Source organism: Pseudoduganella chitinolytica (assembly GCF_029028125.1).
Lineage (GTDB): Bacteria > Pseudomonadota > Gammaproteobacteria > Burkholderiales > Burkholderiaceae_D > Rugamonas > Rugamonas chitinolytica.
Map to the genome: position 1 here is coordinate 665,897 of NZ_CP119083.1, position 24,984 is coordinate 690,880.

Consider the following 24,984-nt stretch of genomic DNA (forward strand, 5'->3'; position numbering starts at 1 on the left):
CATGACCATCGATATAAGCCAGTTCTTCCAGGTCTTCTTCGACGAGGCCGAGGAGCTGCTGGCTGAAATGGAAAGGCTGCTGCTCGCCGTCGATGTCAGCGCGCCCACGGAGGAGGATCTGAACGCGATCTTCCGCACCGCGCACTCCGTCAAGGGAGGCGCGGGAACGTTCGGCCTGTCCGACATGACGGAGGTGACGCACATCCTCGAAACCCTGCTGGACCGGATCCGCAAGGGCGAGATGGCGCTCACGGGCGAGCATGTCGACGCCTTCCTGGCGGCCAAGGACGCGCTCAAGATGCAGCTGGACGGCCACCGCCTCGGCACGGCCGTGGACCAGGACGCCGTGGGCGACGTGCGCATGATGCTGCAGCACCTGGCGCAGGACGTGCCGCTGGCGGCGATCGCCCACGTGGCACCGGCGTTCCAGACGGCGGCAGGCGAAGACGAGACGGTCGATCACAGCGGCGGGCGCCGCTATCGTCTCGAACTGCCGAAGATGGCGCACCGTGAAGTCACGGCGCTGGCCGCCGAACTGGGCCTCCTGGCGCACGTTACCGTGACGCCGCTCGACAACGAGCGCAATGCTATGATCGTCACCACGCACGAAAGCCTGGACGACATCATGGCCATCTGCTCGTTCGTGCTGAACACGGACGAGATGTCGGTCACCGAGCTGCCCGTGCTGACGCCGGAGCAGGCCGCGCTGGAACAGGCCGCACGCAGCAAGGTCGAGGACGACCTGGGCTATGGTTTCTTCGATCCGCTGCCGAAGTCCGAAGTGGGCAAGACGGCCGCCACGGCCGGTACGACCGCCGAGGGGCAGGGCTATGGCTTCTTCCAGCCGCTCGACGAGATCCGCGCGCAGGCGCAGTCGGGTGCGGACGACGCGCGCGGCTACGGCTTCTTCCAGCCGGTCGAACAGATCCGCGCCGCCGCCGGCATCAAGGAAGCGCCGCCGGCCGAGAAGGTGGAAGAGGACAAGAAGCCCGTCCGCAAGGACGAGAAGGTGGTGGCCGCGCCGGCGCACGGCGCCGAGTCGTCGTCGATCCGCGTGTCGATCGAGAAGGTCGACCAGCTGATCAACCTGGTGGGCGAGCTGGTGATCACGCAGGCCATGATCGAGCAGCGCGTCGACACGCTGGACCCGATGGTGCACCAGCGGCTGCTGGCCTCCGTCAGCCAGCTGACCCGCAACACCCGCGACCTGCAGGAAGCGGTGATGTCGATCCGCATGATGCCGATGGACTTCGTGTTCTCCCGCTTCCCGCGCATGGTGCGCGACCTGGCGACGAAGCTGGGCAAGAAGGTCGACTTCATCACCCACGGCGCGGCGACGGAACTGGACAAGGGCCTGATCGAGCGCATCGTCGATCCGCTGACGCACCTGGTGCGCAACAGCATCGACCATGGCATCGAGATGCCGGAAGCGCGCCGCGCGGCGGGCAAGACGGATGCGGGCCGGCTGTTCCTGTCGGCGACGCACCAGGGTGGCAACATCATCATCGAGGTGTCGGACGACGGCGCGGGCCTGAACCGCGACCGGATCCTGGCCAAGGCGAAGCAGAACGGCCTGCCGGTGTCGGACAACATGCCCGATGCGGAGGTATGGCAGCTGATCTTCGCGCCGGGCTTCTCGACGGCCGAACAGGTGACGGACGTGTCGGGCCGCGGTGTCGGCATGGACGTCGTCAAGCGCAACATCACGGCGCTGGGCGGCACGGTGGACATCCGCTCGGCCAAGGGCTTCGGCACGACGATGTCGATCTCGCTGCCGCTGACCCTGGCGATCCTGGACGGCATGTCGATCCGGGTGGGCGAGGAGGTGTACATCCTGCCGCTGGGCTTCGTCATCGAATCGATGCAGCCGGCGCCGGAAGACGTCAAGGAAATCACGGGCAAGGGCCGCGTGGTCAAGGTGCGCGGCGAATACCTGCCCCTGATCCCGCTGTACCAGATGTTCGACATCGTGCCGCGCTACACCGACCCGTCCGAGGGCATCCTGGTGATCCTGGAAACCGAGGGACGCAAGGCCTGCCTGTTCGTCGACGAACTGGTGGGGCAGCAGCAGGTGGTCGTGAAGAACCTGGAGTCGAACTACAGAAAGGTAGCGGGCATTTCCGGCGCCACCATCCTGGGCGATGGCGGCGTGTCCCTGATCCTGGACGTGGCGGCACTGATCCGGTCCTCGCGCCAGCTGGCCGACGACACCATTACCAATACGCTTAGCTAAACAAGGAAAGACCATGGCAGACGCAAACAATGCCGACATCGCAGGCCACGAGTTCCTGGCCTTCAAGCTCGGTGCCGAGGAATACGGCATCGACATCCTGAAAGTGCAGGAGATCCGCGGCTACGAGGCGGTGACCCGCATCGCCAACGCACCCGAATTCATCAAGGGCGTGATCAACCTGCGCGGCATCATCATCCCGGTGGTAGACATGCGCATCAAGTTCCGCCTGGGCGAGCCGGTGTACGACCAGTTCACCGTCGTCATCATCCTGAACATCAACGGCCGCGTCGTCGGCATGGTGGTCGACAGCGTGTCCGACGTGACGACCCTGGAACCGGACCAGATCAAGCCGTCCCCGGAAATGGGCACGGCGTTCTCGTCCGAGTACATGATCGGCCTGGGCACGATCGACGAGCGCATGCTGATCCTGGTGGACATCAACAAGCTGATGTCGTCGCCGGAGATGGGCCTGATCGAGCAGATGGCAGCATAAAAACCCGGGACAGACCCGGGTTTTGAGGAAACAATTGCCTGGAAACAGGGGACAGTCCCCGGTTTTCTCGGCTCATTGAAGGTAGACCGCCCAGAGAATCGCGGTGCAGCAGACCAAATTTTTTTGTATTAACGGAGGCAGTCGCCTCGCAGAAGGCGAGCCGTTGCTTCATCAATCACAGGGTAGGGGACTCAAATGAGTGTTCGCAATTACAAAATCGGTACCAGGCTAGGCTTCGGGTTCGGCATCATCCTGCTGATCCTGGTAGCGCTGGTGTTGTCGTCCAACAGTCTCAACATGCGCAACAAGGCGCAGTTGATGGAAGGCCTGGAGCTGACCAGCGCCAAGAGCATGCAGGCGGGCGCCATGAAGAGCGCGATGCTGGAATCGGGCATCGCGATGCGCAATATCGGCCTGCAGTCCGACGTGGAGCTGATGCAGAAGGAAGAAGAGAAGGTCAAGTCGCAGCGCCAGCGCTACGAAGCCGCGCGCGGCAAGCTCGAAGCGTTGGGCCTGGATGAGGACGAGAAAAAGGTGTTGGGCGAACTGGCCGCGATCGACAAGGACGTGGACGCCGCGTTCAAGGAGGCAATGGCGCAAGTGCTGGCCTTCAACGCCGAAGGCGCGACCAAGGTCATCGCCGGCCGGATCGACCCCCTCAGCATGCGCGCGCTGACGGCACTGAACCGTCTGGTGGACCTGCAGCACAAAGCTACCCAGGCATTCCAGGATCGTTCGCTGCAGGCGGACCAGCGCGTGATGCTTCTGACCCTGGTGCTGGGCGCCCTCGGTGTCGCGGTCGGTATCGTCTGCGCGTTCTTCACGACCCGCTCGATCACCGTGCCCCTGGCTGGCGCGGTAAAGGTGGCGCAGCGCGTCGCTGCCGGCGAGCTGACCTCGCAGGTACGCGTGGAAGGCAAGGATGAGACCAGCGAACTGCTGCAGGCACTGAAGGACATGAACGACAGCCTGGTGCGCACCGTCGGCCAGGTCCGCAGCGGCACCGAGACGATCACGCAGGCTTCGCGCGAAATCGCCACCGGTAACGCCGACCTGTCGGCCCGTACCGAAGCGCAAGCGAGCTCGCTGGAAGAAACCGCCAGCTCGATGGAAGAACTGACGTCCACCGTCAAGCAGAACGCCGACAACGCGCGCCAGGCCAATCAGCTGGCAGTGTCGGCATCGTCGGTGGCGGAAAAGGGCGGCATGGTGGTGTCGCAAGTCGTGGACACGATGGGCTCCATCAAGGAATCGTCGGGCAAGATTGTCGACATCATCGGCGTCATCGATGGCATCGCCTTCCAGACCAACATCCTGGCGCTGAACGCGGCGGTCGAGGCGGCCCGCGCCGGTGAACAGGGCCGCGGCTTCGCCGTGGTCGCGTCGGAAGTGCGTAACCTGGCCCAGCGTTCGGCCAGCGCCGCCAAGGAAATCAAGGCCCTGATCGGCGACTCCGTGTCGAAGGTCGATGCCGGCGGCAAGCTGGTGGACGAAGCCGGCCAGACCATGGGCCTGATCGTCACGTCGATCAAGCAGGTCGCCGATATCATGGGCGAGATCACCGCCGCCACGCAGGAACAAAGCACGGGTATCGAGGAAATCAACCAGGCCGTCACGACGATGGACGAAATGACCCAGCGTAACGCCGCCCTGGTGGAAGAAGCGGCGGCTGCTGCCGAAAGCATGCAGGAACAGGCGCAGCGCCTGGCCGAAGCGGTCAGCATCTTCAAACTGGGCACGGAAACCGCGCCGGTCGAGCACACGGCAGCAGCGCCGAGGGCGCAGCTGGCCAGGCCGGTTGCAAAGTCCGCGGCCCGTGCGGTAGCGGTGCGTGCGCAAGCACCGAAAGCTGCGGCTTCCTTTTCCGCCGCCCCTGCGCCCGCCAAGAAGGCGACGGCACCTGCCGGCGACGACTGGGAAGAGTTCTGATGCATGGCGCGGCCGCTTCCGGGAGGCGGCCGCGTACCTTGAACTCCCGGTAACGCAAGGATAAGAATAGATGTCCAAGGACACCGTCAAGGAGTTTGATTTCAATGCCCGCGACTTCGAGCGCGTACGGGGCATGATCTACAAACGGGCCGGCATCGCGCTGGCCGACAGCAAGCAGGAGATGGTGTACAGCCGACTGGCGCGACGGTTGCGCGCCACCGGCATTTCATCCTTCGTCAAATACCTGGACGACCTGGAAGCGGGTCGCCTGGGCAACGAGTGGGAAGCGTTCACGAACGCGCTGACGACGAACCTCACGTCGTTCTTCCGCGAGGCGCACCACTTCCCGCTGCTCGCCGAGCACGTCAAGAAGCATCGCGGCGAACAACTCAACATCTGGTGCTCCGCCAGCTCCACCGGCGAGGAACCCTATTCGATCGCGATCACGGTGTGCGAGGCGTTCGGGACGTTGACGCCGCCGGTGCACATCATCGCGACCGACATCGACACCAACGTGCTGGCCACGGCCGCCAACGGCGTCTACCCGATCGAACGCATCGACAAGCTCACACCCGAACAGCAACGCAAGTTCTTCCTGAAGGGGAAGGGCGACAAGGCCGGCCTGGTGCGGGCCCGCCCGGAACTGCGCCAGCTGATCACGTATCGCCAGCTCAACCTGCTGGACGACAAGTGGGACATTCGCGGCCCGTTCGACGTGATCTTCTGCCGCAACGTGATGATCTATTTCGACAAGGCCACGCAGCGCAAGATCCTCGCGCGCTTCGTGCCGCTGATGAAACCGGACGCCCTGCTGTTCGCGGGCCATTCCGAGAACTTCCTGTACGTGTCGGATTCGCTGAAACTGCGCGGGAAAACGGTGTATGAACTGGACGAGCGCCCAGGCGCCGCCCGGCCCATGCCGCAACGAGCATAAGAAGACACCATGGAAAACGAACATCTCGCCACCAACGTCTACTACGACCGCACGTTCGACACCCAGGCGGCCAAGATCCTGCCGGGCGAGTACTACTACACCAGCAAGGACATGCTGATCGTGACGGTGCTGGGCTCGTGCGTCTCGGCCTGCATCCGCGACCGCGTCTCCGGCCTGGGGGGCATGAACCACTTCATGCTGCCGGACGGCGGCGCGGACAGCAACAGCCCCGTCTCCGCGTCGGCGCGCTACGGCACGTTCGCGATGGAGATCCTGATCAACAGCCTGCTGAAGTCCGGCGCCCGGCGCGACAACCTGGAGGCCAAGGTGTTCGGAGGCGGCGCCGTGCTGAAGGGGTTCACGGCGATGAACGTGGGCGAACGCAATGCCGCGTTCGTCCAGACCTTCCTGCGCAACGAACGCATCCGCGTCGTCGCCGAGGACCTGAACGACATCTACCCGCGCAAGGTGTATTTCTTCCCGCGCACGGGCAAGGTGCTCGTCAAGAAACTGATGCAATCGCATAACGACACGCTGGCGAAACGCGAGATCGAGTATGCGAGCCGCCTGAAAGTCCAGCCGGTGGCTGGCGAAATCGAGCTGTTCTAGAGAGACCGCGATGACAATCAAAGTACTGGTGGTCGATGACTCCGCGCTGATCCGCAGCGTCATGACCGAAATTATCAACAGCCAGGCCGACATGAAGGTGGTCGGCACGGCGCCCGACCCGCTGGTCGCGCGCGAGCTGATCAAGCAAACCAACCCCGACGTGCTGACCCTGGACGTCGAGATGCCGAAGATGGACGGCCTGGACTTCCTGGAAAAGCTGATGCGGCTGCGGCCGATGCCGGTCGTGATGGTGTCGTCGCTGACGGAGCGCGGCTCGGAAATCACCATGCGCGCGCTGGAGCTGGGCGCCGTCGACTTCGTGACGAAGCCGAAGATCTCGATCCAGACCGGAATGCGCGAGTACACCGACCTGATCGCCGACAAGATCCGCGCCGCGTCGAAAGCCCGGATCCGCGCGCGCACGCTGCCGCAAGCGGGCGCCGAAGGCGGCGTACCCCTGCCACAATTACGCAATCCACTGATGTCGTCCGAAAAACTGATTATCGTGGGCGCGTCCACGGGTGGCACCGAAGCGATCCGGGAATTCCTGATGCAGATGCCGTCCGACTGCCCGGGTATCCTGATCACGCAGCACATGCCGGAAGGGTTTACGCGCTCGTTCGCGAAACGCCTGGACTCGCTGTGCCGCATCTCGGTGCAGGAAGCGGCAGGCAACGAGCGCGTGCTGCCGGGCCATGCGTACATCGCGCCCGGCCATTCGCACCTGCTGTTGACGCGCTCGGGTGCGAACTACATGACCAAGCTGGACCAGGGCGAACCCGTCAACCGGCACCGGCCTTCCGTCGATGTGCTGTTCCGCTCGGCCGCGCAGTTTGCGGGCAAGAATGCCGTCGGCGTGATCCTGACGGGCATGGGCAAGGACGGTGCTGCTGGTATGCTGGAGATGAAGACGGCCGGGGCGTATAATTTTGCACAGGATGAAGCCAGCTGCGTCGTGTTCGGCATGCCGCGCGAGGCGATTGCCGTCGGCGCCACGCACGAAGTGGGCGCGCTGCAGGCCCTGCCGGGCATGGTGCTCGGCTACCTGGCGCAGCACGGCATGCGCGCGTTGCGGGTGTAGAACAGGTATAAAGCAGCGGGGCGCGGCGCAAAAGGTACGAACTGGTCCGAAGCGTCGCGTGACCGAGACAATTACAGTGCGCGTTTGATACGGTATTCTGGTTTTTTACCGGTAGTGACAGGGTGTTGTGTTCCCTATGGGTAACGATAATGCTATCCTACAACTTGCTGGTAGTTCAGAGCTAAATTTAATAACCGCGTTATAAAGAATCAACGGAGTAATTCATGGCTGATCCAAAGATGAAATTTTTAGTTGTTGACGACTTCTCGACGATGCGGCGCATCGTCCGGAATCTGTTGAAAGAACTGGGTTATGCCAATGTGGACGAGGCGGAAGACGGCGTGATGGCGCTGGCCAAGCTGCGTGCCGAGCAGTTCGACTTCGTCGTGTCCGACTGGAACATGCCGAACATGGATGGCCTGACCATGCTGCAGAACATCCGTGCCGATCCCGCGCTGGCCAAGCTGCCGGTGCTGATGGTGACCGCCGAGGCGAAAAAGGAAAACATCATCGCGGCGGCCCAGGCCGGCGCCAACGGTTACGTCGTCAAGCCTTTCACGGCCGCGACGCTGGACGAGAAATTGAACAAGATCTTTGAAAAGCTCGGAGCCTGATTTCATGGTCGAGCAAGCAGCGGCAGCGGCAGCTGGATCGGCCTCGGCCATCGGCACGGCCGCCATGACGGATCCGAACGAGGAGTTCCTGTCGCGCATCGGTCACATGACCCGTGCGCTGCACGAGAACCTGCGCGGCCTGGGACTGGACAAGCTGATCGAGCGGGCCGCGGAAGACATCCCGGATGCCCGCGACCGCCTCGACTACGTGGCACGCCTGAGCGAAGACGCGGCGCAGAAGGTGTTGAATGCCACGGACGAAGCGGGTCCGCTGCAGGATAGTATCAGCAAGGATGCCAAGGAACTGTCCGCTTCCTGGCAAGCCCTGCTGGACGGCCAGGGCGAGGGCGACTGGCGCGAGCTGGCCCAGCGCACGATCGCCGCGATGGCGGCCGCCTCGGAAGCCACCTCGGCAACCAAGGGCCACCTGATGGACATCATGATGGCGCAGGATTTCCAGGACCTGACGGGCCAGGTGATCAAGCGCGTCACGTCGATCGCCCAGAACCTCGAGAAGCAGCTGGTGCAGACGCTGATCGATTTCGCGCCGCAAGAGCTGAAGAAGGACATCGATTCGGGCCTCCTGAACGGCCCGCAGATCGACAAGTCGGCTGACGGCATCGTGGCCGACCAGGGCCAGGTCGACGACCTGCTGGACAGCCTGGGCTTCTGACCTAAGCGGCAGCTGCCGGGCTGCCCCCGCACCCATTCCCGCAATGCACCAGACCCATTTCCTCGTGCGTGAGCCGTTGCTGGACCCGCAGCAGCGGGTGGTCGGCTACGAACTCACGTGGCAGCACAATCCGGAAGAGGCCGTCACGCAGGCCGGCCTGGAAGACCTGGTCGGCTTCGTCGCCGCGCAGGTCAACGATCCCGAACGCGGCTGGCTGCTGCGCGACAAGACCCTGTTCCTCGAAGCCGTGCCGGCGATGCTGTCGACGGACGCGCTGTACAACCTGCCACCGCAACACACGGTCCTGTCCATCGCCACGCGCGAACTGGCCAATGCCGACACGCTGGCGGCCGTGCGCGCCCTGCGGGCCGGCGACGTCGGCATCCTGCTGCGCAATTGCGACATCGCCCGCGCCGGCAACCGGCTGCCGACCATCTGCTCGTACGTGGAAGTGCGCTTTTCCGGCACCGACGTTGCCACGCAGGCCCGCACCTATGCGGCGCTGAAGCAGTCGTCGGTACGGATGGTGGGCCGCCCCGTGACGACGTGGGTCGACTTCGACGCCTGCGCGGCGCTGGGCATCGATGCCTTCGTCGGCAAGCTGCACCTGACGCCGCGCCCCGGCACGGAAGTGAAAGGCCTGAATCCGGCGCAAACCGTCATCCTGCAACTGATGCAGATGGTGAACGCGAATGCCGACGTGGCCAAGCTGGAAAGCGTGCTCAAGCGCGATGCGGCGCTGTCGTACAAGCTGCTGCGCTACATCAATTCGGCCGGGTTCGGCGCCGGGCGCGAGGTCCAGTCGCTGAAGCAGGCCATCACCTTGCTGGGCTACCAGCCGCTGTCGCGCTGGCTGACCTTGCTGCTGGCCACGGCCAGCACGTCGGGCTATTCGCCGGTGCTGCTGGAGACGGCCGTCGTGCGCGGCCGCCTGGCCGAACTGCTGAGCTTGGAAACGCTGGGCCGCGGTGAGGCGGAAAACGTCTTCGTGGCCGGCATGTTCTCGCTGCTGGACCGCCTGCTGGGCTTGCCGATGAAAGAGGTGCTGGAAACGATCCAGCTGTCCGACGAGGTCGTGAAGGCGCTGCTGGAGCGGGGCGGGCGCTACGGCCCGTACCTGGCACTGGCCGAAGCATGCGAGCTGAACTCGACGCTGGTTGCCTCGCTGGCCGCCTCGCTGCAGATCAGCCCGGCGGACGTCAACAAGGCCCACCTGTCCGCGCTGGCGTGGACGCAAAACGTCACGGCCTGATCACGCCTACTACGGCCCAGCCCGTGTCCCACCACGGGGTCAGTCACCAAAGTGGGACACGGCCTCGACCATACTGACTGCCGAGCTCGTGTCCAAGTCGGGGTGTAGCCCCATGGTGGACACGAGGTCGGCCGTTGGGGCCTAGATTTCCAGGTTGTCGATCAGGCGCGTCGTGCCCAGCTTGGCTGCTGCCAGCACGACCAGCGGTTCGCCTTGCGCCAGATCGCCCGCATTGGGCGGCTGCAGGTCGTTGCGCTTGCGGATGCTGATGTAGTCCGGTTTCCAGCCCCGCTTGGCGAGGTCGTCCATGGCCTTGTGCTCCAGCTGGAACACGTCCAGGTGGCCGGCGCGCATTTCGTTGGCGACGAAGTTGAGCGACTGGTACAGCGCTGGCGCTTCGGCCCGTTCGGTTTCCGACAGATACATATTGCGTGACGACAGTGCCAGGCCGTCCTCGGCGCGGTACGTTTCGGCACCGATGATTTCCGTCGGCAGTGCGAACTGGCGTGCCATGTTGCGCACGATCATCAGCTGCTGGTAGTCCTTCTTGCCGAATACGGCCACGCGCGGCTGCACGCACGAGAACAGCTTCGTCACGACAGTGCAGACACCGTTGAAGAAGCCCGGGCGGAACTCGCCTTCCAGCGTGTTGCCCAGGCCATCCGGCGGCTGCACGCGGTACTCCTGCGGTTCCGGGTACATGTCCTTCTCGGTGGGCGCGAACAGCACGTAGACGCCTTCCTTTTCCAGCTTTTCCACGTCCGCCTGGAACGTGCGCGGGTACTTGTCGAAGTCCTCGTTCGGACCGAACTGCAGGCGGTTGACGAAGATCGACGCGACGACCGGGTCGCCGTGGCGGCGCGCGATGCGCATCAGCGACAGGTGGCCCTCGTGCAGGTTGCCCATGGTGGGAACGAAGGCGGTACGCAACTGGCCGCGCAACTGGTCGCGCAGCTCTTCGATGGACGAGATGATTTTCATGTGTTGGTTATCGATGCCGGTTGGTCATGCAGGCGAATAGGCGAGGCGCACATAGATGGGCGCGAACGGTTCGGCCTGGGTAATTTCAATCAGGGTTTCCTTTGCCAGCTCCAGCATGGCCACGAAGTTCACGACCAGCACCGGCACGCCGCCGACGACGTCGAACAGGTCGGCGAACTCGACGAAGCGCTGCGATTGCAGGCGGCGCAGGATCATCGTCATGTGCTCGCGCACCGACAATTCCTCGCGCGTGATCCTGTGATGCTGCTTGAGCTTGGCACGCTTGAGCAGGTCGCGCCATGCCGCCTGCAGGTCCGCCGGGCTGACGTCGGGCCACACGGGCACGAGGCTTTGCTCGATGAAGATCTGCGTGCGGACGAAATCGCGGTCCAGCTGGGGCAGGGCATTGATGTCGACGGCGGCGAGCTTGATCTGCTCGTATTCCAGCAGGCGGCGCACCAGCTCGGCACGTGGATCGTCCAGCTCGACCTCGATGTCGTGCTGGCGCTGCGGCAGCAGCATGCGCGACTTGATCTCGATCAGCATGGCCGCCATCAGGAGGTACTCGGCGGCCAGCTCCAGGTTGGACAGCCGGATCTGGTCGACGTACTTCAGGTACTGCAGCGTGACCTGCGCCATCGGAATGTCGAGGATGTTGAAGTTCTGGCGGCGGATCAGGTACAGCAGCAGGTCGAGCGGGCCCTCGAACGCTTCGAGAAAGATCTCCAGCGCGTCCGGCGGGATGTACAGGTCGGTCGGCAGGTGCAGCAGCGGCTCGCCGTACAGGCGTGCGAAAGCGGCACCATCGGCCTGGGCCGCGGCGCCTGGCGGCTCGTCGGTGACGTCGGAAGGTGCTGCGCCTGTCGCGGCAGCGGCCCCGGCGGCGGCGTGCGCCGCGTCCGCCGGGTCGTCCGCCGCGTCATGGGGCAGCATGCGTGCCGTCCTCGGTGAGGCTTACAGCTTGTTCTGGTAGACGTAGGCCTGCTGCTTGATGGCGGAGTCACGCTGGCGGGCGCGCTCGTCCAGCGACAGCGGGGACTTGTCCCACAGCAGGGCGCGGCCTTCGCGCTGGCCTTGTTCGATGGCCGGATTCTGTTCCTTCAGGCTCTTGATGAACTGGGTGTGGTCGGATTCGTAACCGCGGTGTTGCTTGAACAGGAATTTCATAGCTTGAATGAAGGTTGAGTACATTGGTGAAAACCAACGCGTATTCTACCGCGCTGCGGCATGCCGCAGGGAATTCTGTCGCAGCGCAGCGACGAGTTGTCGAATCGGTTATGCTCTTCAGCAATGAATACCCGACTGACACCCCACACCGTGTTCCTGCTGACGCTGCCGCCGCTGCTGTGGGCCGGCAATGCCATCGCGGGCCGGCTCGTGCACGACATGGTGCCGCCGATCCTGCTGAACCTGCTGCGCTGGGTGTTGGCGCTGCTGATCCTGCTGCCGCTGGCCGGCCCGGTATTCCGGCGCGGCAGCGGCCTGTGGCCGCATTGGCGCCGCTACGCAGTGCTGGGCCTGCTTGGCGTGGGCCTGTACAACGCGCTGCAATATCTGGCGCTGCAAAGCAGCACACCCATTAATGTAACCCTGGTCGCGGCCGGCATGCCCGTATGGATGATGCTGACGGGCTGGCTGTTTTTCGGCGTGCGCGTCAGCCGGCGCCAGGTTATCGGCGCCATTCTATCGATTGCCGGCGTATTGCTGGTCTTGGCACGGGGCGATCTCGCGCATTTGCTGGCATTAAGGCTCGTTGCCGGCGATTTATTCATGATCCTGGCGACGATCGCCTGGTCGCTGTACAGCTGGTTATTGACGCGTACCCATGAGCCCGCCAGCCTGCGCGCCGATTGGGCAGGTTTCCTGCTGGCCCAAGTGGGATTCGGCGTGCTGTGGTCGGGATTATTCGCGGCCGGCGAATGGACCTGGTCGGACGCCACCGTCCATTGGACCCCGACATTATTCGCCGTACTGGCGTACGTTGCGATCGGACCGGCTGTCGTGGCGTTCCGCTGCTGGGGCGAGGGCGTCCGTCGCGCCGGCCCCGCCATTGCGGCATTCTTCAGCAATCTGACGCCGTTGTTCGCGGCCATCTTATCGTCGGCGTTTCTCGGCGAATTGCCGCACCTTTATCATGGCTTTGCGTTTCTGCTGATCGTCGGTGGCATCGTCGTGTCGTCGCGCCGGCCCGCATAAAGCCGTGCGCCGGCGGCGGCGCGGTTCTGCTACCTTGGATCGTCATCCAGTCGGGAGAATAGCTCATGCGTATCTTGATGCTGGTCGTCGCATCCGCCGCGTTGCTGCTGGCCGGCTGCGACCAGGCCCCGCCGAAGCCACCGAAGCCGATCGCAGCGAGCGTGCACTAGGGGGCTCACGGGCGTGGTGCGCCATATGTTGGCTTGTCTACGCCTGAAGTCGGCTTGCGGATCAGGTTGAGGGTCTGTCCCTGCAAGGGACTGACCCTGGTTTTATTCGATGCAGCGTGCGGATCGCTTGACGCACGCACGAGATTGCAGAGGCCGCCGATAAAAACCGGGGTCAGTCCCGCAGGGACAGACCCCAAGCCTAATCACGCAATACCCGCCGCATCACCAGCGGCGCCGGCTCCAGCGGATTGGCATGGGAATATTCCAGCTCCGGTGCCAGCTCGAATTCGTAGGCCGAATAAAAATCGATCAGCTTGGGCTGGTCGGGGCGTACCGCCAGCCTTAACTCGTCGATGCCCGATTCGAGGCCGTGGTGAATCACGGCTTCCAATAAATGCTGGGACAGGTTGCGGCCGCGATATTCCGGCAGCACGCCCATCCGCAATATCTCCCATACACCCGGTTCGGTATCGTGCGGCAGCCACCGTACGGAACCGATCGGTTCGGCGTCGTCCAATAAAATAAAACCGCCGCCCTGGCGCAGATGTTCCGCGACCAGGACGGCGGTTTCACGATGGCCGGAAGAGGTGACGCTGACCTTGCCGGCCCACGCTTTGCGCGTCAGGCCGGCAATCAGCGCCACATCGTCATCGTCCGCCGGGCGGACTGCGATCGGACTGCCCATCGGTTTTTATCGATCCTCAGCGAATCCGCATGCCCGGCTGCGCACCCGGCCATGGATGGAGGATATAAATACCCGGATTGGTTTTCTCGTCCGCGCTGGACGCCGCCAATACCATGCCTTCGGAAATACCGAACTTCATTTTACGGGGGGCCAGGTTGGCCACCATGACCGTCAATTTGCCGACCAGGTCTTCCGGCTGGTACATCGACTTGATGCCGGAGAAGACATTGCGGTGCCGACCTTCGCCCACGTCCAGCGTCAGGCGCAGCAGCTTGTCCGACCCTTCCACGTGTTCGCAGTTGACGATCTGCGCGATGCGCAGGTCGACCTTGGCGAAATCGTCGATCTTGATTTCGGGCGCCAGCGGCTCGATGCCTTCCGGGACGGCGGCGGGGGCGGCGGGGGCGGCGACAGCCGGCGCTGCAGCAGCCGGTGCGGCGGCTGGCTTGGGCGCGTCGAACAGGTCGTCGATCATCTTCGCGTCCACCCGCGTCATCAGGTGGCTGTAGGCGCCGATGGTGCGGCCCAGCATCGACGTGCTGGCGGCCGCCAGGGTCGTATCGGCCCACTCATGGCGCTCGTCGTTCAGGAACGTGCGGACGTTGGCGGCCACGCCCGGCAGCACCGGCGACAGCAGGATCGTCAATTGGCGGAACAGGATCAGCGCCGTCGTGCACACTTCGTGCAGTTCGGCCAATTTCGTTTCATCCTTGGCCAGCACCCATGGCTTGTTCTCGTCGACGTACTGGTTGGTCACGTCGGCGATTTCCATGATCTCGCGCAGCGCCCGGCCGAACTCGCGATTCTCGTAGCTTTCCGCGATGGCGACTTGGCGTTCGGCCCCCTCGACGGTCGTCAGCGCGCGGCGGATCCAGCCCAGCGACGTCTCGGACAGGCTGTCGGCCAGCTTGCCATCGAACTTCTTGGCAATGAAGCCGGCGCAGCGGCTGGCGATATTGACGTACTTGCCGATCAGGTCCGAGTTGACCCGGGCCACGAAGTCCTCGCCCGTGAAGTCCAGGTCTTCCACCTTGGCGTTCAGCTTGAAGGCGATGTAGTAGCGCAGCCATTCCGGGTTCATGCCCAGGTTCAGGTAGCGCAGCGGCGAGATGCCGGTGCCGCGCGACTTGGACATTTTTTCATTGTTGACGGTCAGGTGGCCGTGCACGTTGACCTTCAGCTTGTCGATGACGGGGTGCTCGGCGAACTTCAGCATGGCCGGCCAGAACAGCAGGTGGAAGGAAACGATGTCCTTGCCGATGAAGTGGATCTGCTCGGCGGCCGGATCGTTCAGGAATGCCTCGTAGTCGATGCCTTGCTTGCCGAAGTAGTTCTTCAGCGAAGCCAGGTAGCCCACGGGCGCATCCAGCCACACGTAGAAGAACTTGCCCGGCGCGTCCGGAATCGGGATGCCGAAGTAGGGCGCGTCGCGCGAGATGTCCCAGTCGGCCAGCTTTTCGCCCGACTCACCCAGCCATTCGGAGACCTTGTTGACCATTTCCGGCTGCAGGCGCCCCGGCGTGTTCAGCCAGTCGCGCAGGAATTCGAAGCAGCGCGGGTCGGACAGCTTGAAGAAATACTGCTCGGAAGGCTTCAGGATCGGCGTCGCGCTGGTGAACACGGAATACGGATTGACGAGGTCGGTCGGCTGGTAGGCCGCGCCGCACACCTCGCAGTTGTCGCCGTACTGATCCTTGGCGCCGCATTTCGGGCATTCGCCCTTGATGTTGCGGTCGGCCAGGAACATGCCCTTGACGGGGTCGAAGAAGCGGTCGACCGTCTTGGTCTGGATCAGGCCCACGTCGCGCAGGCGGCGGTAGATGCCTTGCGACAGCTCGACATTCTCCGGCGAATCGGTCGAATACCAGTTGTCAAAAGCGATATGAAAACCGTCCAGGTATTGCGCCCGGCCGGCGGCGATCTTGGCGACAAACTCCTGCGGCGTGATGCCTTCCTTTTCGGCGGCGATCATGATCGGGGTGCCGTGCGTGTCGTCGGCGCCGACGAAGTGCACTTCCCGGTCCTGCTGCATGCGCTGGTAACGCACCCAGATGTCGGCCTGGATGTATTCCATCATGTGGCCGATGTGGAACGCGGCGTTGGCATAGGGCAGGGCAGTGGTGACGAACAGCTTGCGGGTCATGGTCGGCGCGAAAGAAGATAAATAAAACTGCCATTTTAACAGCGCCCGGGCGGCCTGCGCAGCGGCCCGGGTGTGCACCGTGTCTATCGGTCCATTTTGCGCTAGACTGCGGCATCACCAACGGAGAAATACATGAGCATCACAACGGAAGACGTCAAGGCCGCCCTGTCGCAGGTCATCGATCCCAACACCGGCAAGGACTTCGTCACGACGAAATCGGTTCGCAACCTGAAGGTCGAGAACGGCGCCATCGCCGTCGACATCGAACTGGGCTACCCGGCCCGCAGCCAGGTCGAAGGCATCCGCGCCAGCGTGCTGGCCGCGCTGCAGCCCTTTGGCCTCGGCATCGCCCTGAACGTCACGAGCAAGATCATCGCCCACACCGTGCAGCGCGGCCTGAAGCCCCTGCCGAACGTGAAGAACATCGTCGCCGTCGCCTCCGGCAAGGGCGGCGTCGGCAAATCCACCACGGCAGTCAACCTGGCGCTGGCGCTGGCCGCCGAAGGCGCCACCGTCGGCGTGCTCGATGCGGACATCTACGGCCCGTCGCAGCCGATGATGCTGGGCGTGTCGGGTCGGCCCATGTCGAACGACGGCAAGACGATGGAACCGATGGAAGGCCACGGCATCCAGGTGTCGTCGATCGGCTTCCTGATCGATCCGGACGAGCCGATGGTCTGGCGCGGCCCGATGGTCACGCAGGCGTTGCAGCAATTGCTGGACCAGACCAACTGGCGCGAGCTGGACTACCTCGTCGTCGACATGCCACCGGGCACCGGCGACATCCAGCTGACGCTCTCGCAGAAAGTACCCGTGACGGGCGCCGTGATCGTCACGACGCCGCAGGACATCGCGCTGCTGGACGCGCGCAAGGGCCTGAAGATGTTCGAGAAGGTCGGCATCCCGATCCTGGGCGTGGTGGAGAACATGAGCACCCACATCTGCTCCAACTGCGGCCACACCGAGGAGATCTTCGGCGCCGGCGGCGGCGAGAAGATGTGCGCGGACTTCGGTGTCGACTTCCTGGGCAAGCTGCCCCTGAAGATGGCGATCCGCGAGCAGACCGATTCCGGCAAGCCCACGGTCGTGGCGGACCCGGATGGCCAGGTCGCCACGCTGTACAAGGAGATCGCGCGCAAGGTGGCGATCAAGGTGGCGGAAAAGGCCAAGGACATGAGCAGCAAATTCCCCTCGATCGTGATCAAGAACGACTAACCAGGAACTTCAACCTCCAAGGAGTGTTATGCCCGCCCTGACGATGCCCCGCCGTACTCGTGTCTTGTTGGCTGCCCTGCTGGCAGTCCCGTTGAGCAGCATGGGGGCGTGGCAGGACACCGCCGCGACAAAGCCTGAAAAGACCGTCAGGCCCTGGCAGCGCCAGGCCAGCGGCACGGAGTCGCAGTTGCGCGGCCTGTCGGTCGTCAGCCCGACGGTCGCGTGGGCCAGCGGCGCCAAGGGCACGGTGCTGCGCACGGTGGACGGCAAGACGTGGAAGAAGTTCATCGTCCCCGGCGCCGAGGCACTCGACCTGCGCGATATCCACGCATTCGATGCCGACACCGCCACGGTGCTGAGCATCGGCCCGGGCGATGCGTCGCGCATCTACCGCACTACCGATGGTGGGGCCACGTGGGCCCTGCAGATCACCAACCCGGATGCGAATGGCTTCTGGGATTGCATCGCGTTCTGGGACCGCGACAATGGCCTGGTGTTCGGCGACCCGGTCGACGGCGCCTACCAGGTGCTGACGACGAGCGACGGCGGCGCCAGCTGGCAGGCCACGGTCGATCCGAACGGCCTGAAGGCGCTGTCGAACGAGGCGGCGTTTGCCGCGAGCGGCACGTGCCTGTCGGTGGTGGGCGAGAACGATGCGTGGTTCGCCACGGGCGGTGGCGCGCAGGCGCGGGTGTTCCATTCGACGGACCGGGGCCGCAGCTGGGAAGCGGCCGAGACGCCGATCCCGGCCGGTGCCCCGGCCAAGGGCGTGTTCTCGGTAGGCTTCCGCGACAGCGACGTCGGCCTGGCTGTCGGTGGCGACTATTCGGACCGTCGCCTCGGCACGCTCAATGGCGCGCGCAGCGAGGACGGCGGCGCCACCTGGACGCCCGCGCCGGTGCTGCCGGCCGGGTACATGTCGGTGGTGGTGCCAGTCCCAGGTGCGCCGGATGCGTTTGTCGCCGGCGGCCTGGCCGGTTCCGGCTACAGCCTGGATGCAGGCCGCACGTGGAAGGTGCTGGACAAGCTGCCCGTCAACACGGTGGGCTTCGCGTCGGCCACGGTGGGCTGGGCGGTGGGGCCGAAAGGCCTCGTGATGAAATACAAGGGGCCAAAGCTGAGCAAATAAGCGGTGTGAATCCGGGAGGAGGCATCATGCGCAATCTGCGGGGTAGTGCGGCAGCCTGGCTGCTGGCGGCATTGACGGCGGGGCCGGCCTGTGCCCAGTCGCCATCGGTCTCGTTTGTCCAGCCGAAGGACGGCGCGACGGTGACGAGCCCGTTCCGGGTCAAGTTCGCCGTCGTCGGCATGGAAGTGCAGCCCGCCGGTGCCGTCGTGCCGAACGGCGGCCATCATCACCTGCTGATCGACCGCGACGCCATCGGCAAGGCGCAGCCGATCCCGTTCGACGACAACCACCTCCATTTCAGCAAGGGCCAGACCGAGACGGAGGTGAAGCTGCCGCCGGGCCAGTACAAGCTGACCATGCAGTTCGCCGACGGCGCCCACCAGTCCTACGGCGAAGCGCTCAGCAAGACCATCCGCGTCACCGTCAAGTAAGGCCCCGGCAGGTCGGCCCGGCCCCACCGGGCCGCACGGCCGGGCTCGTGTCCCACATCGGGGTCAGGCACCTTGGTGAGACACGAGCCCGGCCGTTGTTCGCTGCATGGCTTATTTGGCCCGGGCGAACGGCACGTCCATCGCGCCCGCCTTCAACCGGCCGCCGCCATCCACGCCGCCGAAGCGCAGCTCGCCCTCCATCGACGTAACAAACCAGCTGCCGTCCGGCGCCGCGTGCAGCGGTTCGGCCGCGCCTTCCTTCAGCGCCACCGTCAGGCCGTCGCCGGCGCGCGCGATCGTGAAGTCGCCCAGCCCGTCAATGGCATATTTGCCGGGCAGCGCAGCCAGGGCCGCGGCCGGCGTCGGCACGGCCGCACGCACCTTCGGCCGCTTGGTGGGCCAGTCGTACTGCGCCGCGACGGCCCGCACGATCTCGCCGGCCAGCTCGCCGCCGCGGTCGCCGTTGGTCATCACGACCACGCCATCCCCGCGCTCCGTGTACGCCACCATCAGGCTCTGGTAGCCCGCATTCGAGCCGCCGTGGCCGAACGACTGGGCCTGGCCCGTATCCTCCACACCGAGCCCCAGGCCGTAATCCTGCAGCACGGGCGCCAGCATCAGCTGCGTCATCGACTGCGACAGCACCTTGTTGGACTGGCCCGCCGCCGCGCGCTTGATCTCGATGGCGAACCTGGCCAGGTCCGACGGTGTCGTCCACAGGCCGGCCGCGGCCAGTTCCGGGTAGGTATGCGGACCGCCCGGGACCGGCTTGCCGTTGCCGTCGTGCGGCAGCGCGGCGCGCGCCAGTTGCGCCGCCGGCAGGGGCTGGGCGAAGCTGCTGTCGGCCATGCCCAGGGGCTTCAGCACCGTCTCCTGCAGCAGTTGCGGGAAGGGCTGCTTGGCCCGTTCCGTCATCACGTACTGCACCACTTCATAGCCGCCGCCCGAGTAGCGCCATTTGGTGCCGGGGCGCGTCGCCACATGGACGCCGCGCGAGTTGGCGGGCTTGGCGCCGTTCAGGAGCTGTATCAGTGTCGGCACGGGACTGCCCGCCGGGTAGCCGGCAAAGCCATGGACCGTGGTGCCGGCCGTGTGCGACAGCAGCTGGCGCAGCGTGACGGGCGAGTCATCCATGTCCTTCGGCAGCTTCCACAACGTCGTATAGCCGTTCACGTCGCGATCGAGCGCGAGCTGGCCCAGCTCCACCATCTTCAGGGCAGCCATCGCGGTCACCGGCTTGCTGATCGACGCGGCCTGGAACAAGGTGGCCGGCGTGACGGGTGCGCCACCGGGCGTGACGACGCCGTAGCCCCGCGCCCACTCGATCTCGCCCGCGTGGATCACGGCGATGCTGGCGCCGGGCACGCGCAGGCGTGCCATCTCGGCGGCCAAGGTACGCTTGACAGGCGGCGCGCCGGCGATCGTCACGGCCGGCAGCAGGCCGTTTTCGACGGCGGCGATGCGCTGCGCCAGCGTGGGGTCGGTGGCGGCCAGCGCCGGCGCGGCAAGCATCGTTGCCAATAGGGAGAAGGGCAGCATGAAAGGCAGGGCGGGGCGTCGGAACAAGGCATGGCTCCTTAAAGGTTGTCGATTCGAGTATAAGCGAGTTGCGGGTAAAATAAGCCCTTTATCCCTACCGCTTCATACCGAGATGACCACTGCACCAGCCACCCCCGTCCGCACCCGGTTCGCCCCCAGCCCGACCGGCTTCCTCCACCTGGGCGGCGCCCGCACCGCGCTGTATTCCTGGGCCTACGCGCGCCACTTCGGCGGCACCTTCGTGCTGCGCATCGAGGACACCGACCTGGAACGTTCCACCCCCGAAGCCGTGCAGGCCATCATCGACGGCATGCAGTGGCTTGGCCTCGACCATGACGAAGGCCCGTTCTACCAGATGCAGCGCATGGACCGCTACCGCGAGGTGATCGCGCAGATGCTGGCCGCCGGCACCGCCTACCACTGCTACTCGACGCCCGAGGAAGTCGAGGCGATGCGCGAGCGCTTCCGCGCGGCCGGCGAGAAGCCGCGTTACGACGGCACCTGGCGCCCGGAAGAGGGCAAGGCCCTGCCCGCCATCCCGGAGGGCCGCAAGCCGGTGGTGCGCTTCAAGAATCCGCTGGATGGCGACGTCACGTGGAACGATGTCGTCAAGGGCACGATCACGATCTCCAACAAGGAGCTGGACGACCTGATCATCGCCCGTACCGACGGCACGCCCACGTACAACTTCTGCGTCGCGGTGGACGATTGGGACATGCGCATCACGCACGTGCTGCGCGGCGACGACCACGTCAACAACACGCCCCGCCAGATCAACATCCTGCGCGCGATCGGCGCGCCGCTGCCGGAGTATGGCCACCTGCCGATGATCCTGGGCTCGGACGGCCAGAAGCTGTCCAAGCGCCACGGCGCCGTCAGCGTGATGGAGTACCCGGCGCAGGGCTTCCTGCCCGAGGCGATGCTGAACTACCTGGCGCGCCTGGGCTGGAGCCACGGCGACGACGAGGTGTTCTCGATGGACCAGTTCTGCGAATGGTTCAACCTGGAGCACCTGACGGCCTCGGCCGCCCAGTTCAACAACGAGAAGCTGGCGTGGCTGAACAACCACTGGATCAAGCAGGCCGACAACGGCCGCCTGGCCGAGCTGGCGAAGCCGCGCATGCTGGCGGCCGGCGCGCAGTTCGACGGCGCGCCCGACTTGGCCACGGTGCTGGCGCTGCTGAAGGAGCGCACCAATACCGTCAATGAACTGGCGGACGCGGCGATGCTGTTCTACCGCCAGCCGCAGCCGGACGAGGCGCTGATGACGCAGCACTTCACGGACGCCGTCAAGCCGGCCCTGGCCCAGTTTGCCGAGCGCATCCAGACGGTCGAGTGGACCAAGGAAGCCATTGCCGCGATGATCAAGGAAGTGCTGGCCGCCCATGGCCTGAAAATGCCGCAGATGGCGATGCCGCTGCGCCTGATCGTCACGGGCCAGTTGCAGACGCCTGCCATCGATGCCGTGCTGCAGTTGTTTGGCCGTGATACGGTCGCGGCACGCGTGGCGAAATACCTGTGAAGTTTTACTGAAAATATTTCAGCGGGGTATTTGCGTTTTCCGTAACGGCTGCTATACTTCTGTCTCTTCGCAAACGGGGGTATAGCTCAGCTGGGAGAGCGCTTGCATGGCATGCAAGAGGTCAGCGGTTCGATCCCGCTTACCTCCACCAGTTTGGCGAAGAATGTAGTGGTAGTAGTTGTTCCGGGTCCCCATCGTCTAGAGGCCTAGGACATCACCCTTTCACGGTGAGTACCGGGGTTCGAATCCCCGTGGGGACGCCAGCAGTATCGGCAGTGGTAGTGAAGTAAGCAGTGGATGTTTTGTTGTAACTCGTCGCCTTAGCCAGGCGGCAAGTGGTAACAAAAGTCGCGCAGAGCGGCTTTTATTTTGTCTGTGCCAGCGGGGTATAGCTCAGCTGGGAGAGCGCTTGCATGGCATGCAAGAGGTCAGCGGTTCGATCCCGCTTACCTCCACCAGGGTGCAGATGAAGGTAGTTCGGTAGTTCCATGGTCCCCATCGTCTAGAGGCCTAGGACATCACCCTTTCACGGTGAGTACCGGGGTTCGAATCCCCGTGGGGACGCCAGGTAATTGGCAGTGGTAGTCGCAGTGATAGTAGCAGTGGCAGTGGCAGTAAATTGTTTGCACCAGAGGGGTATAGCTCAGCTGGGAGAGCGCTTGCATGGCATGCAAGAGGTCAGCGGTTCGATCCCGCTTACCTCCACCAAGTGTAGACAATGCAGTACAACGGAAGTTCCAAGGTCCCCATCGTCTAGAGGCCTAGGACATCACCCTTTCACGGTGAGTACCGGGGTTCGAATCCCCGTGGGGACGCCAGGTCGCGCAACGCGCCAGGCATGCAGCAGTTGATGACGAGGCCGCCATTGAGCGGCTTTTTTGTTGTCCGTCCGGGACATCCTGCTGCGCATTCAACCAGTTCCCGCCGCCGAAAAAAATTCCTTGCTTGTGCCCGGCCGATTGCGACCTATACTCCAACAAGATCGCATGCAGGCGCCGGCACGTGTGCCCGTAGAGCGGTCGAGTGCTTCCAGCGCTCGACTGCGTCCGCATGGGCCATGCAGTACCGCGGCGCGGTCTCACAATCCGACAGCAATACCTAGCAGGAGGCGAATATGGAACTTCGAATGAAGCCGCTTCTGGTCTCCCATCGGTGGGTCGCGCGTGAACCCGATTGGACTGTCGCAGCGATCGCCGGCTTCGGTGCCGGCGGCATCCTGATGCTCCTTGAACTGCTGTTCGCCACCGCGACAGGCGTCGACCCCTGGCGCACGCCGCGCCTGATCGCCGCCATGGTGCTGGGCGATCCCGTGTTGCAGGTGCAGGGCTACAACCTGTCGGTGCTGATCGCCGCGCTGGTGATCCATTATGTGCTCGGCATCGTGTTCGGCTTCGTGCTGGGCGCGCTGATCGCGCCGTTCCACCTCGATTCCAGCATCGCCCTCGTGCTGGCGACGGGCGCCGTGTTCGGCGCCGTGCTCTACCTGTTCAACTTCTATGTCGTGGCGAGCGCACTGGCCTGGTTCATCGAGCTGCGCGGCTGGACCACGCTGCTCGGTCACGTCGTGTTCGGCATGGTGGCCGCGTTCGTCTATCGCCAGCTGGAGCGCCCGACCGGCTGAGTGCCGGCTTCCGCATCGTCGCCGCACCGCAGTTCCCCGACCAGCAACCGACGAAGGCAACGCATGACGACCGCAGTGGCAGTGGCAGTGTCCCTGGTGCTGATTGCCGTGGGCGCGCTGGTCTTCCATATCGTCAGCCCGTGGTGGCTGACGCCCATCGCGTCGAACTGGCACGCGATGGACGACGCGTTGATGCTGACGTTTGCCATCACCGGCATTGCGTTTGTCGTGCTGCACCTGTTCGTCGCCTACGTGGTGGTGCGCTATCGCCACCGCGAAGGGCACCGCGCGGCGGCCGCGCATGGCAACCGCAAGCTCGAATGGTGGCTGATCGGGCTGACGTCCGTGGCGATCGCCGGCCTGCTGGCGCCCGGGTTGACGGTGTATGCCCGCCTGATCGATCCGCCGGCGAATGCGATGGTGTTCGAAGTGATGGGGCAGCAGTGGCAGTGGCACTACCGGCTGCCGGGCCGGGACGGCAAACTGGGTACGACGGCGGTACGCTTCATCCAGGCCACCAACCCGTTCGGCATGAATCCGCAGGACCCGAACGGCCAGGACGATGTGCTGGTGGATGGCCAGGAACTGCACCTGCCCGTCGGGCGCCCGGCGCTGGCGCAGTTGCGCGCGCAGGATGTGCTGCACGACTTCTATGTACCGCAGTTCCGTACCCGCATGAACATGGTGCCGGGCATGGTCACGCATTTCTGGTTCACGCCCGAGCGTGTCGGCCGCTACGAGGTGCTGTGCGCGCAGCTGTGCGGCGTGGGCCACTCGAACATGCGCAGCCACGTGGTCGTCGACGAGCCGGCAGTGTATGCGGCGTGGCTCGCGCGGCAGCCAACCTTTGGCGGGCGGGGTGTCGGCGGCATCGGCGGTCCGGCCGAGGCCGGCAAGCAGGGGCGGCTGGTGGCACAGGGAAAAGGCTGCGTCGCCTGCCACAGCGTGGATGGCAGCAATGGTGTCGGGCCCAGCTGGAAAGGGGTGTTCGGCGCCGAGCGTGCGTTCGCGGACGGCACGCGCGCGGCGGCCGACGAAGCCTACCTGCGCCAGTCGATCCAGGTGCCGCAGGCCCATATCGTCAAGGGCTACCCGCCCGTGATGCCGCCGGGCCAGGTGAGCGAAGCGGAGCTGACAGCGCTGGTGGACTATATCAAGTCCTTGCGGTGAGCGGCTGGGGGGCAAGCGCGGCGACGGCGTAGCCTGCCTGGTGCGATGGCGGGCGCGCGTGCCGGTACTGCACCCGGCGGTACTGCACTGCGGGTACTGCACTGCCGGCATTGCATCCGCCGGCATTGCATCAGCCGGCATTGCATCCGCCGGCATTGCATCAGCCGGCATTGCACCGCCGTGAGTCATGTCCGTTCAGGATGGTTCCATTACAGCGCAGTTCAGCCTATTGGCATGGAGAAGACATGGATCCGGGAAGCGACAACGACGAAGCGAGCCAGGCCGGGGCAGGCGCCACGCTGGCGCACGGCGGCGGGGATCATGGCGGGGCGGGCGCACAGCACGGCTACGGCCATGCACCGCA

General features: G+C 64.7%; 22 protein-coding genes and 4 tRNA genes. 20 read left to right on the top strand and 6 right to left on the bottom strand.

What is annotated here, in order from left to right; genetic code table 11:
* The first annotated feature begins 1 nt into the window (after position 1).
* From cheA to PX653_RS03045, 9 genes are all read left to right on the top strand, one after another.
* A complete protein-coding gene (gene cheA / locus PX653_RS03005) occupies positions 2-2,233 on the top strand; it encodes a chemotaxis protein CheA (protein WP_277416464.1) in 2,232 nt (743 codons plus the stop codon).
* A gap of 13 nt (positions 2,234-2,246) precedes the next feature.
* The gene (locus PX653_RS03010; RefSeq protein WP_277416465.1) at positions 2,247-2,726 is read left to right on the top strand and encodes a chemotaxis protein CheW; all 480 of its coding nucleotides are present in this window, start codon (positions 2,247-2,249) and stop codon (positions 2,724-2,726) included.
* Positions 2,727-2,921: 195 nt separating this feature from the next.
* On the top strand, positions 2,922-4,655 hold the full coding sequence (locus PX653_RS03015; protein ID WP_277416466.1) for a methyl-accepting chemotaxis protein: 1,734 nt from the start codon (positions 2,922-2,924) through the stop codon (positions 4,653-4,655).
* 70 nt (positions 4,656-4,725) lie between these two features.
* The gene (locus tag PX653_RS03020; protein WP_277416467.1) at positions 4,726-5,589 is read left to right on the top strand and encodes a CheR family methyltransferase; all 864 of its coding nucleotides are present in this window, start codon (positions 4,726-4,728) and stop codon (positions 5,587-5,589) included.
* 9 nt (positions 5,590-5,598) lie between these two features.
* A complete protein-coding gene (gene cheD / locus PX653_RS03025) occupies positions 5,599-6,198 on the top strand; it encodes a chemoreceptor glutamine deamidase CheD (protein WP_107142960.1) in 600 nt (199 codons plus the stop codon).
* A 10-nt stretch (positions 6,199-6,208) separates the two neighbouring features.
* Positions 6,209-7,279, top strand: coding sequence for a protein-glutamate methylesterase/protein-glutamine glutaminase (locus PX653_RS03030; RefSeq protein ID WP_277416468.1), 1,071 nt, complete (start codon positions 6,209-6,211; stop codon positions 7,277-7,279).
* A 224-nt stretch (positions 7,280-7,503) separates the two neighbouring features.
* Entirely contained in the window at positions 7,504-7,893 is a 390-nt protein-coding gene (gene cheY / locus PX653_RS03035) for a chemotaxis response regulator CheY (protein WP_028104141.1), read from the top strand.
* A 4-nt stretch (positions 7,894-7,897) separates the two neighbouring features.
* Positions 7,898-8,566: a protein phosphatase CheZ gene (cheZ, locus tag PX653_RS03040; RefSeq protein WP_371876408.1), complete on the top strand. Its 669-nt coding sequence runs from the start codon at positions 7,898-7,900 to the stop codon at positions 8,564-8,566.
* 43 nt (positions 8,567-8,609) lie between these two features.
* Positions 8,610-9,818, top strand: coding sequence for an EAL and HDOD domain-containing protein (locus PX653_RS03045; RefSeq protein ID WP_277416469.1), 1,209 nt, complete (start codon positions 8,610-8,612; stop codon positions 9,816-9,818).
* Between the two features lie 141 nt (positions 9,819-9,959).
* On the opposite strand, the gene panC is transcribed toward PX653_RS03045, so the two are convergent.
* From panC to PX653_RS03060, 3 genes are read right to left on the bottom strand one after another with little or no spacing between them, the layout of a single operon-like run.
* Positions 9,960-10,799, bottom strand: a complete 840-nt coding sequence (gene panC / locus PX653_RS03050; protein ID WP_277416470.1) for a pantoate--beta-alanine ligase — start codon at positions 10,797-10,799, stop codon at positions 9,960-9,962.
* A 24-nt stretch (positions 10,800-10,823) separates the two neighbouring features.
* Positions 10,824-11,732 carry a segregation and condensation protein A gene (locus PX653_RS03055; protein WP_277416471.1) on the bottom strand — a complete coding sequence of 303 codons (909 nt, stop codon included), beginning with the start codon at positions 11,730-11,732 and terminating at the stop codon, positions 10,824-10,826.
* Positions 11,733-11,753: 21 nt separating this feature from the next.
* Positions 11,754-11,966: a DUF3460 family protein gene (locus tag PX653_RS03060; RefSeq protein WP_277416472.1), complete on the bottom strand. Its 213-nt coding sequence runs from the start codon at positions 11,964-11,966 to the stop codon at positions 11,754-11,756.
* A gap of 123 nt (positions 11,967-12,089) precedes the next feature.
* On the opposite strand from PX653_RS03060, the gene PX653_RS03065 reads away from it, so the two are divergent.
* The gene (locus PX653_RS03065) at positions 12,090-12,995 is read left to right on the top strand and encodes a DMT family transporter (RefSeq protein WP_277418501.1); all 906 of its coding nucleotides are present in this window, start codon (positions 12,090-12,092) and stop codon (positions 12,993-12,995) included.
* Positions 12,996-13,364: 369 nt separating this feature from the next.
* On the opposite strand, the gene PX653_RS03070 is transcribed toward PX653_RS03065, so the two are convergent.
* Together PX653_RS03070 and metG are read right to left on the bottom strand one after the other, a co-directional pair.
* Positions 13,365-13,850, bottom strand: coding sequence for a GNAT family N-acetyltransferase (locus PX653_RS03070; RefSeq protein WP_277416473.1), 486 nt, complete (start codon positions 13,848-13,850; stop codon positions 13,365-13,367).
* Positions 13,851-13,866: 16 nt separating this feature from the next.
* A complete protein-coding gene (gene metG, locus PX653_RS03075; protein WP_277416474.1) occupies positions 13,867-15,993 on the bottom strand; it encodes a methionine--tRNA ligase in 2,127 nt (708 codons plus the stop codon).
* 132 nt (positions 15,994-16,125) lie between these two features.
* Between metG and apbC the strand changes: the two genes are divergently transcribed.
* The 3 genes from apbC to PX653_RS03090 all read left to right on the top strand — a co-directional run bounded on the left by apbC (position 16,126) and on the right by PX653_RS03090 (position 18,768).
* Positions 16,126-17,208, top strand: a complete 1,083-nt coding sequence (gene apbC, locus PX653_RS03080; protein ID WP_277416475.1) for an iron-sulfur cluster carrier protein ApbC — start codon at positions 16,126-16,128, stop codon at positions 17,206-17,208.
* Positions 17,209-17,299: 91 nt separating this feature from the next.
* Positions 17,300-18,337, top strand: coding sequence for a WD40/YVTN/BNR-like repeat-containing protein (locus PX653_RS03085; RefSeq protein WP_277416476.1), 1,038 nt, complete (start codon positions 17,300-17,302; stop codon positions 18,335-18,337).
* Between the two features lie 26 nt (positions 18,338-18,363).
* The gene (locus PX653_RS03090) at positions 18,364-18,768 is read left to right on the top strand and encodes a DUF4399 domain-containing protein (protein WP_277416477.1); all 405 of its coding nucleotides are present in this window, start codon (positions 18,364-18,366) and stop codon (positions 18,766-18,768) included.
* A gap of 111 nt (positions 18,769-18,879) precedes the next feature.
* Here PX653_RS03090 and PX653_RS03095 read toward each other — a convergent pair whose 3' ends face one another.
* Positions 18,880-20,334 carry a serine hydrolase domain-containing protein gene (locus PX653_RS03095; RefSeq protein ID WP_277416478.1) on the bottom strand — a complete coding sequence of 485 codons (1,455 nt, stop codon included), beginning with the start codon at positions 20,332-20,334 and terminating at the stop codon, positions 18,880-18,882.
* 85 nt (positions 20,335-20,419) lie between these two features.
* On the opposite strand from PX653_RS03095, the gene gltX reads away from it, so the two are divergent.
* The 7 genes from gltX to PX653_RS03130 all read left to right on the top strand — a co-directional run bounded on the left by gltX (position 20,420) and on the right by PX653_RS03130 (position 24,620).
* Complete coding sequence (gltX, locus tag PX653_RS03100) at positions 20,420-21,829, top strand: glutamate--tRNA ligase (protein ID WP_277416479.1); 1,410 nt, start codon at positions 20,420-20,422, stop codon at positions 21,827-21,829.
* Positions 21,830-21,904: 75 nt separating this feature from the next.
* A tRNA-Ala gene (locus PX653_RS03105) sits at positions 21,905-21,980 on the top strand.
* Between the two features lie 36 nt (positions 21,981-22,016).
* Positions 22,017-22,092, top strand: a tRNA-Glu gene (locus tag PX653_RS03110).
* A gap of 228 nt (positions 22,093-22,320) precedes the next feature.
* Positions 22,321-22,396 (top strand) — tRNA-Glu (locus PX653_RS03115).
* Positions 22,397-22,571: 175 nt separating this feature from the next.
* Positions 22,572-22,647: transfer RNA gene (locus PX653_RS03120), tRNA-Glu, on the top strand.
* Between the two features lie 308 nt (positions 22,648-22,955).
* On the top strand, positions 22,956-23,450 hold the full coding sequence (locus tag PX653_RS03125) for a hypothetical protein (protein WP_307730965.1): 495 nt from the start codon (positions 22,956-22,958) through the stop codon (positions 23,448-23,450).
* Between the two features lie 75 nt (positions 23,451-23,525).
* Complete coding sequence (locus PX653_RS03130; protein ID WP_277418502.1) at positions 23,526-24,620, top strand: cytochrome c oxidase subunit II; 1,095 nt, start codon at positions 23,526-23,528, stop codon at positions 24,618-24,620.
* The last annotated feature ends 364 nt before the right edge of the window (positions 24,621-24,984 follow it).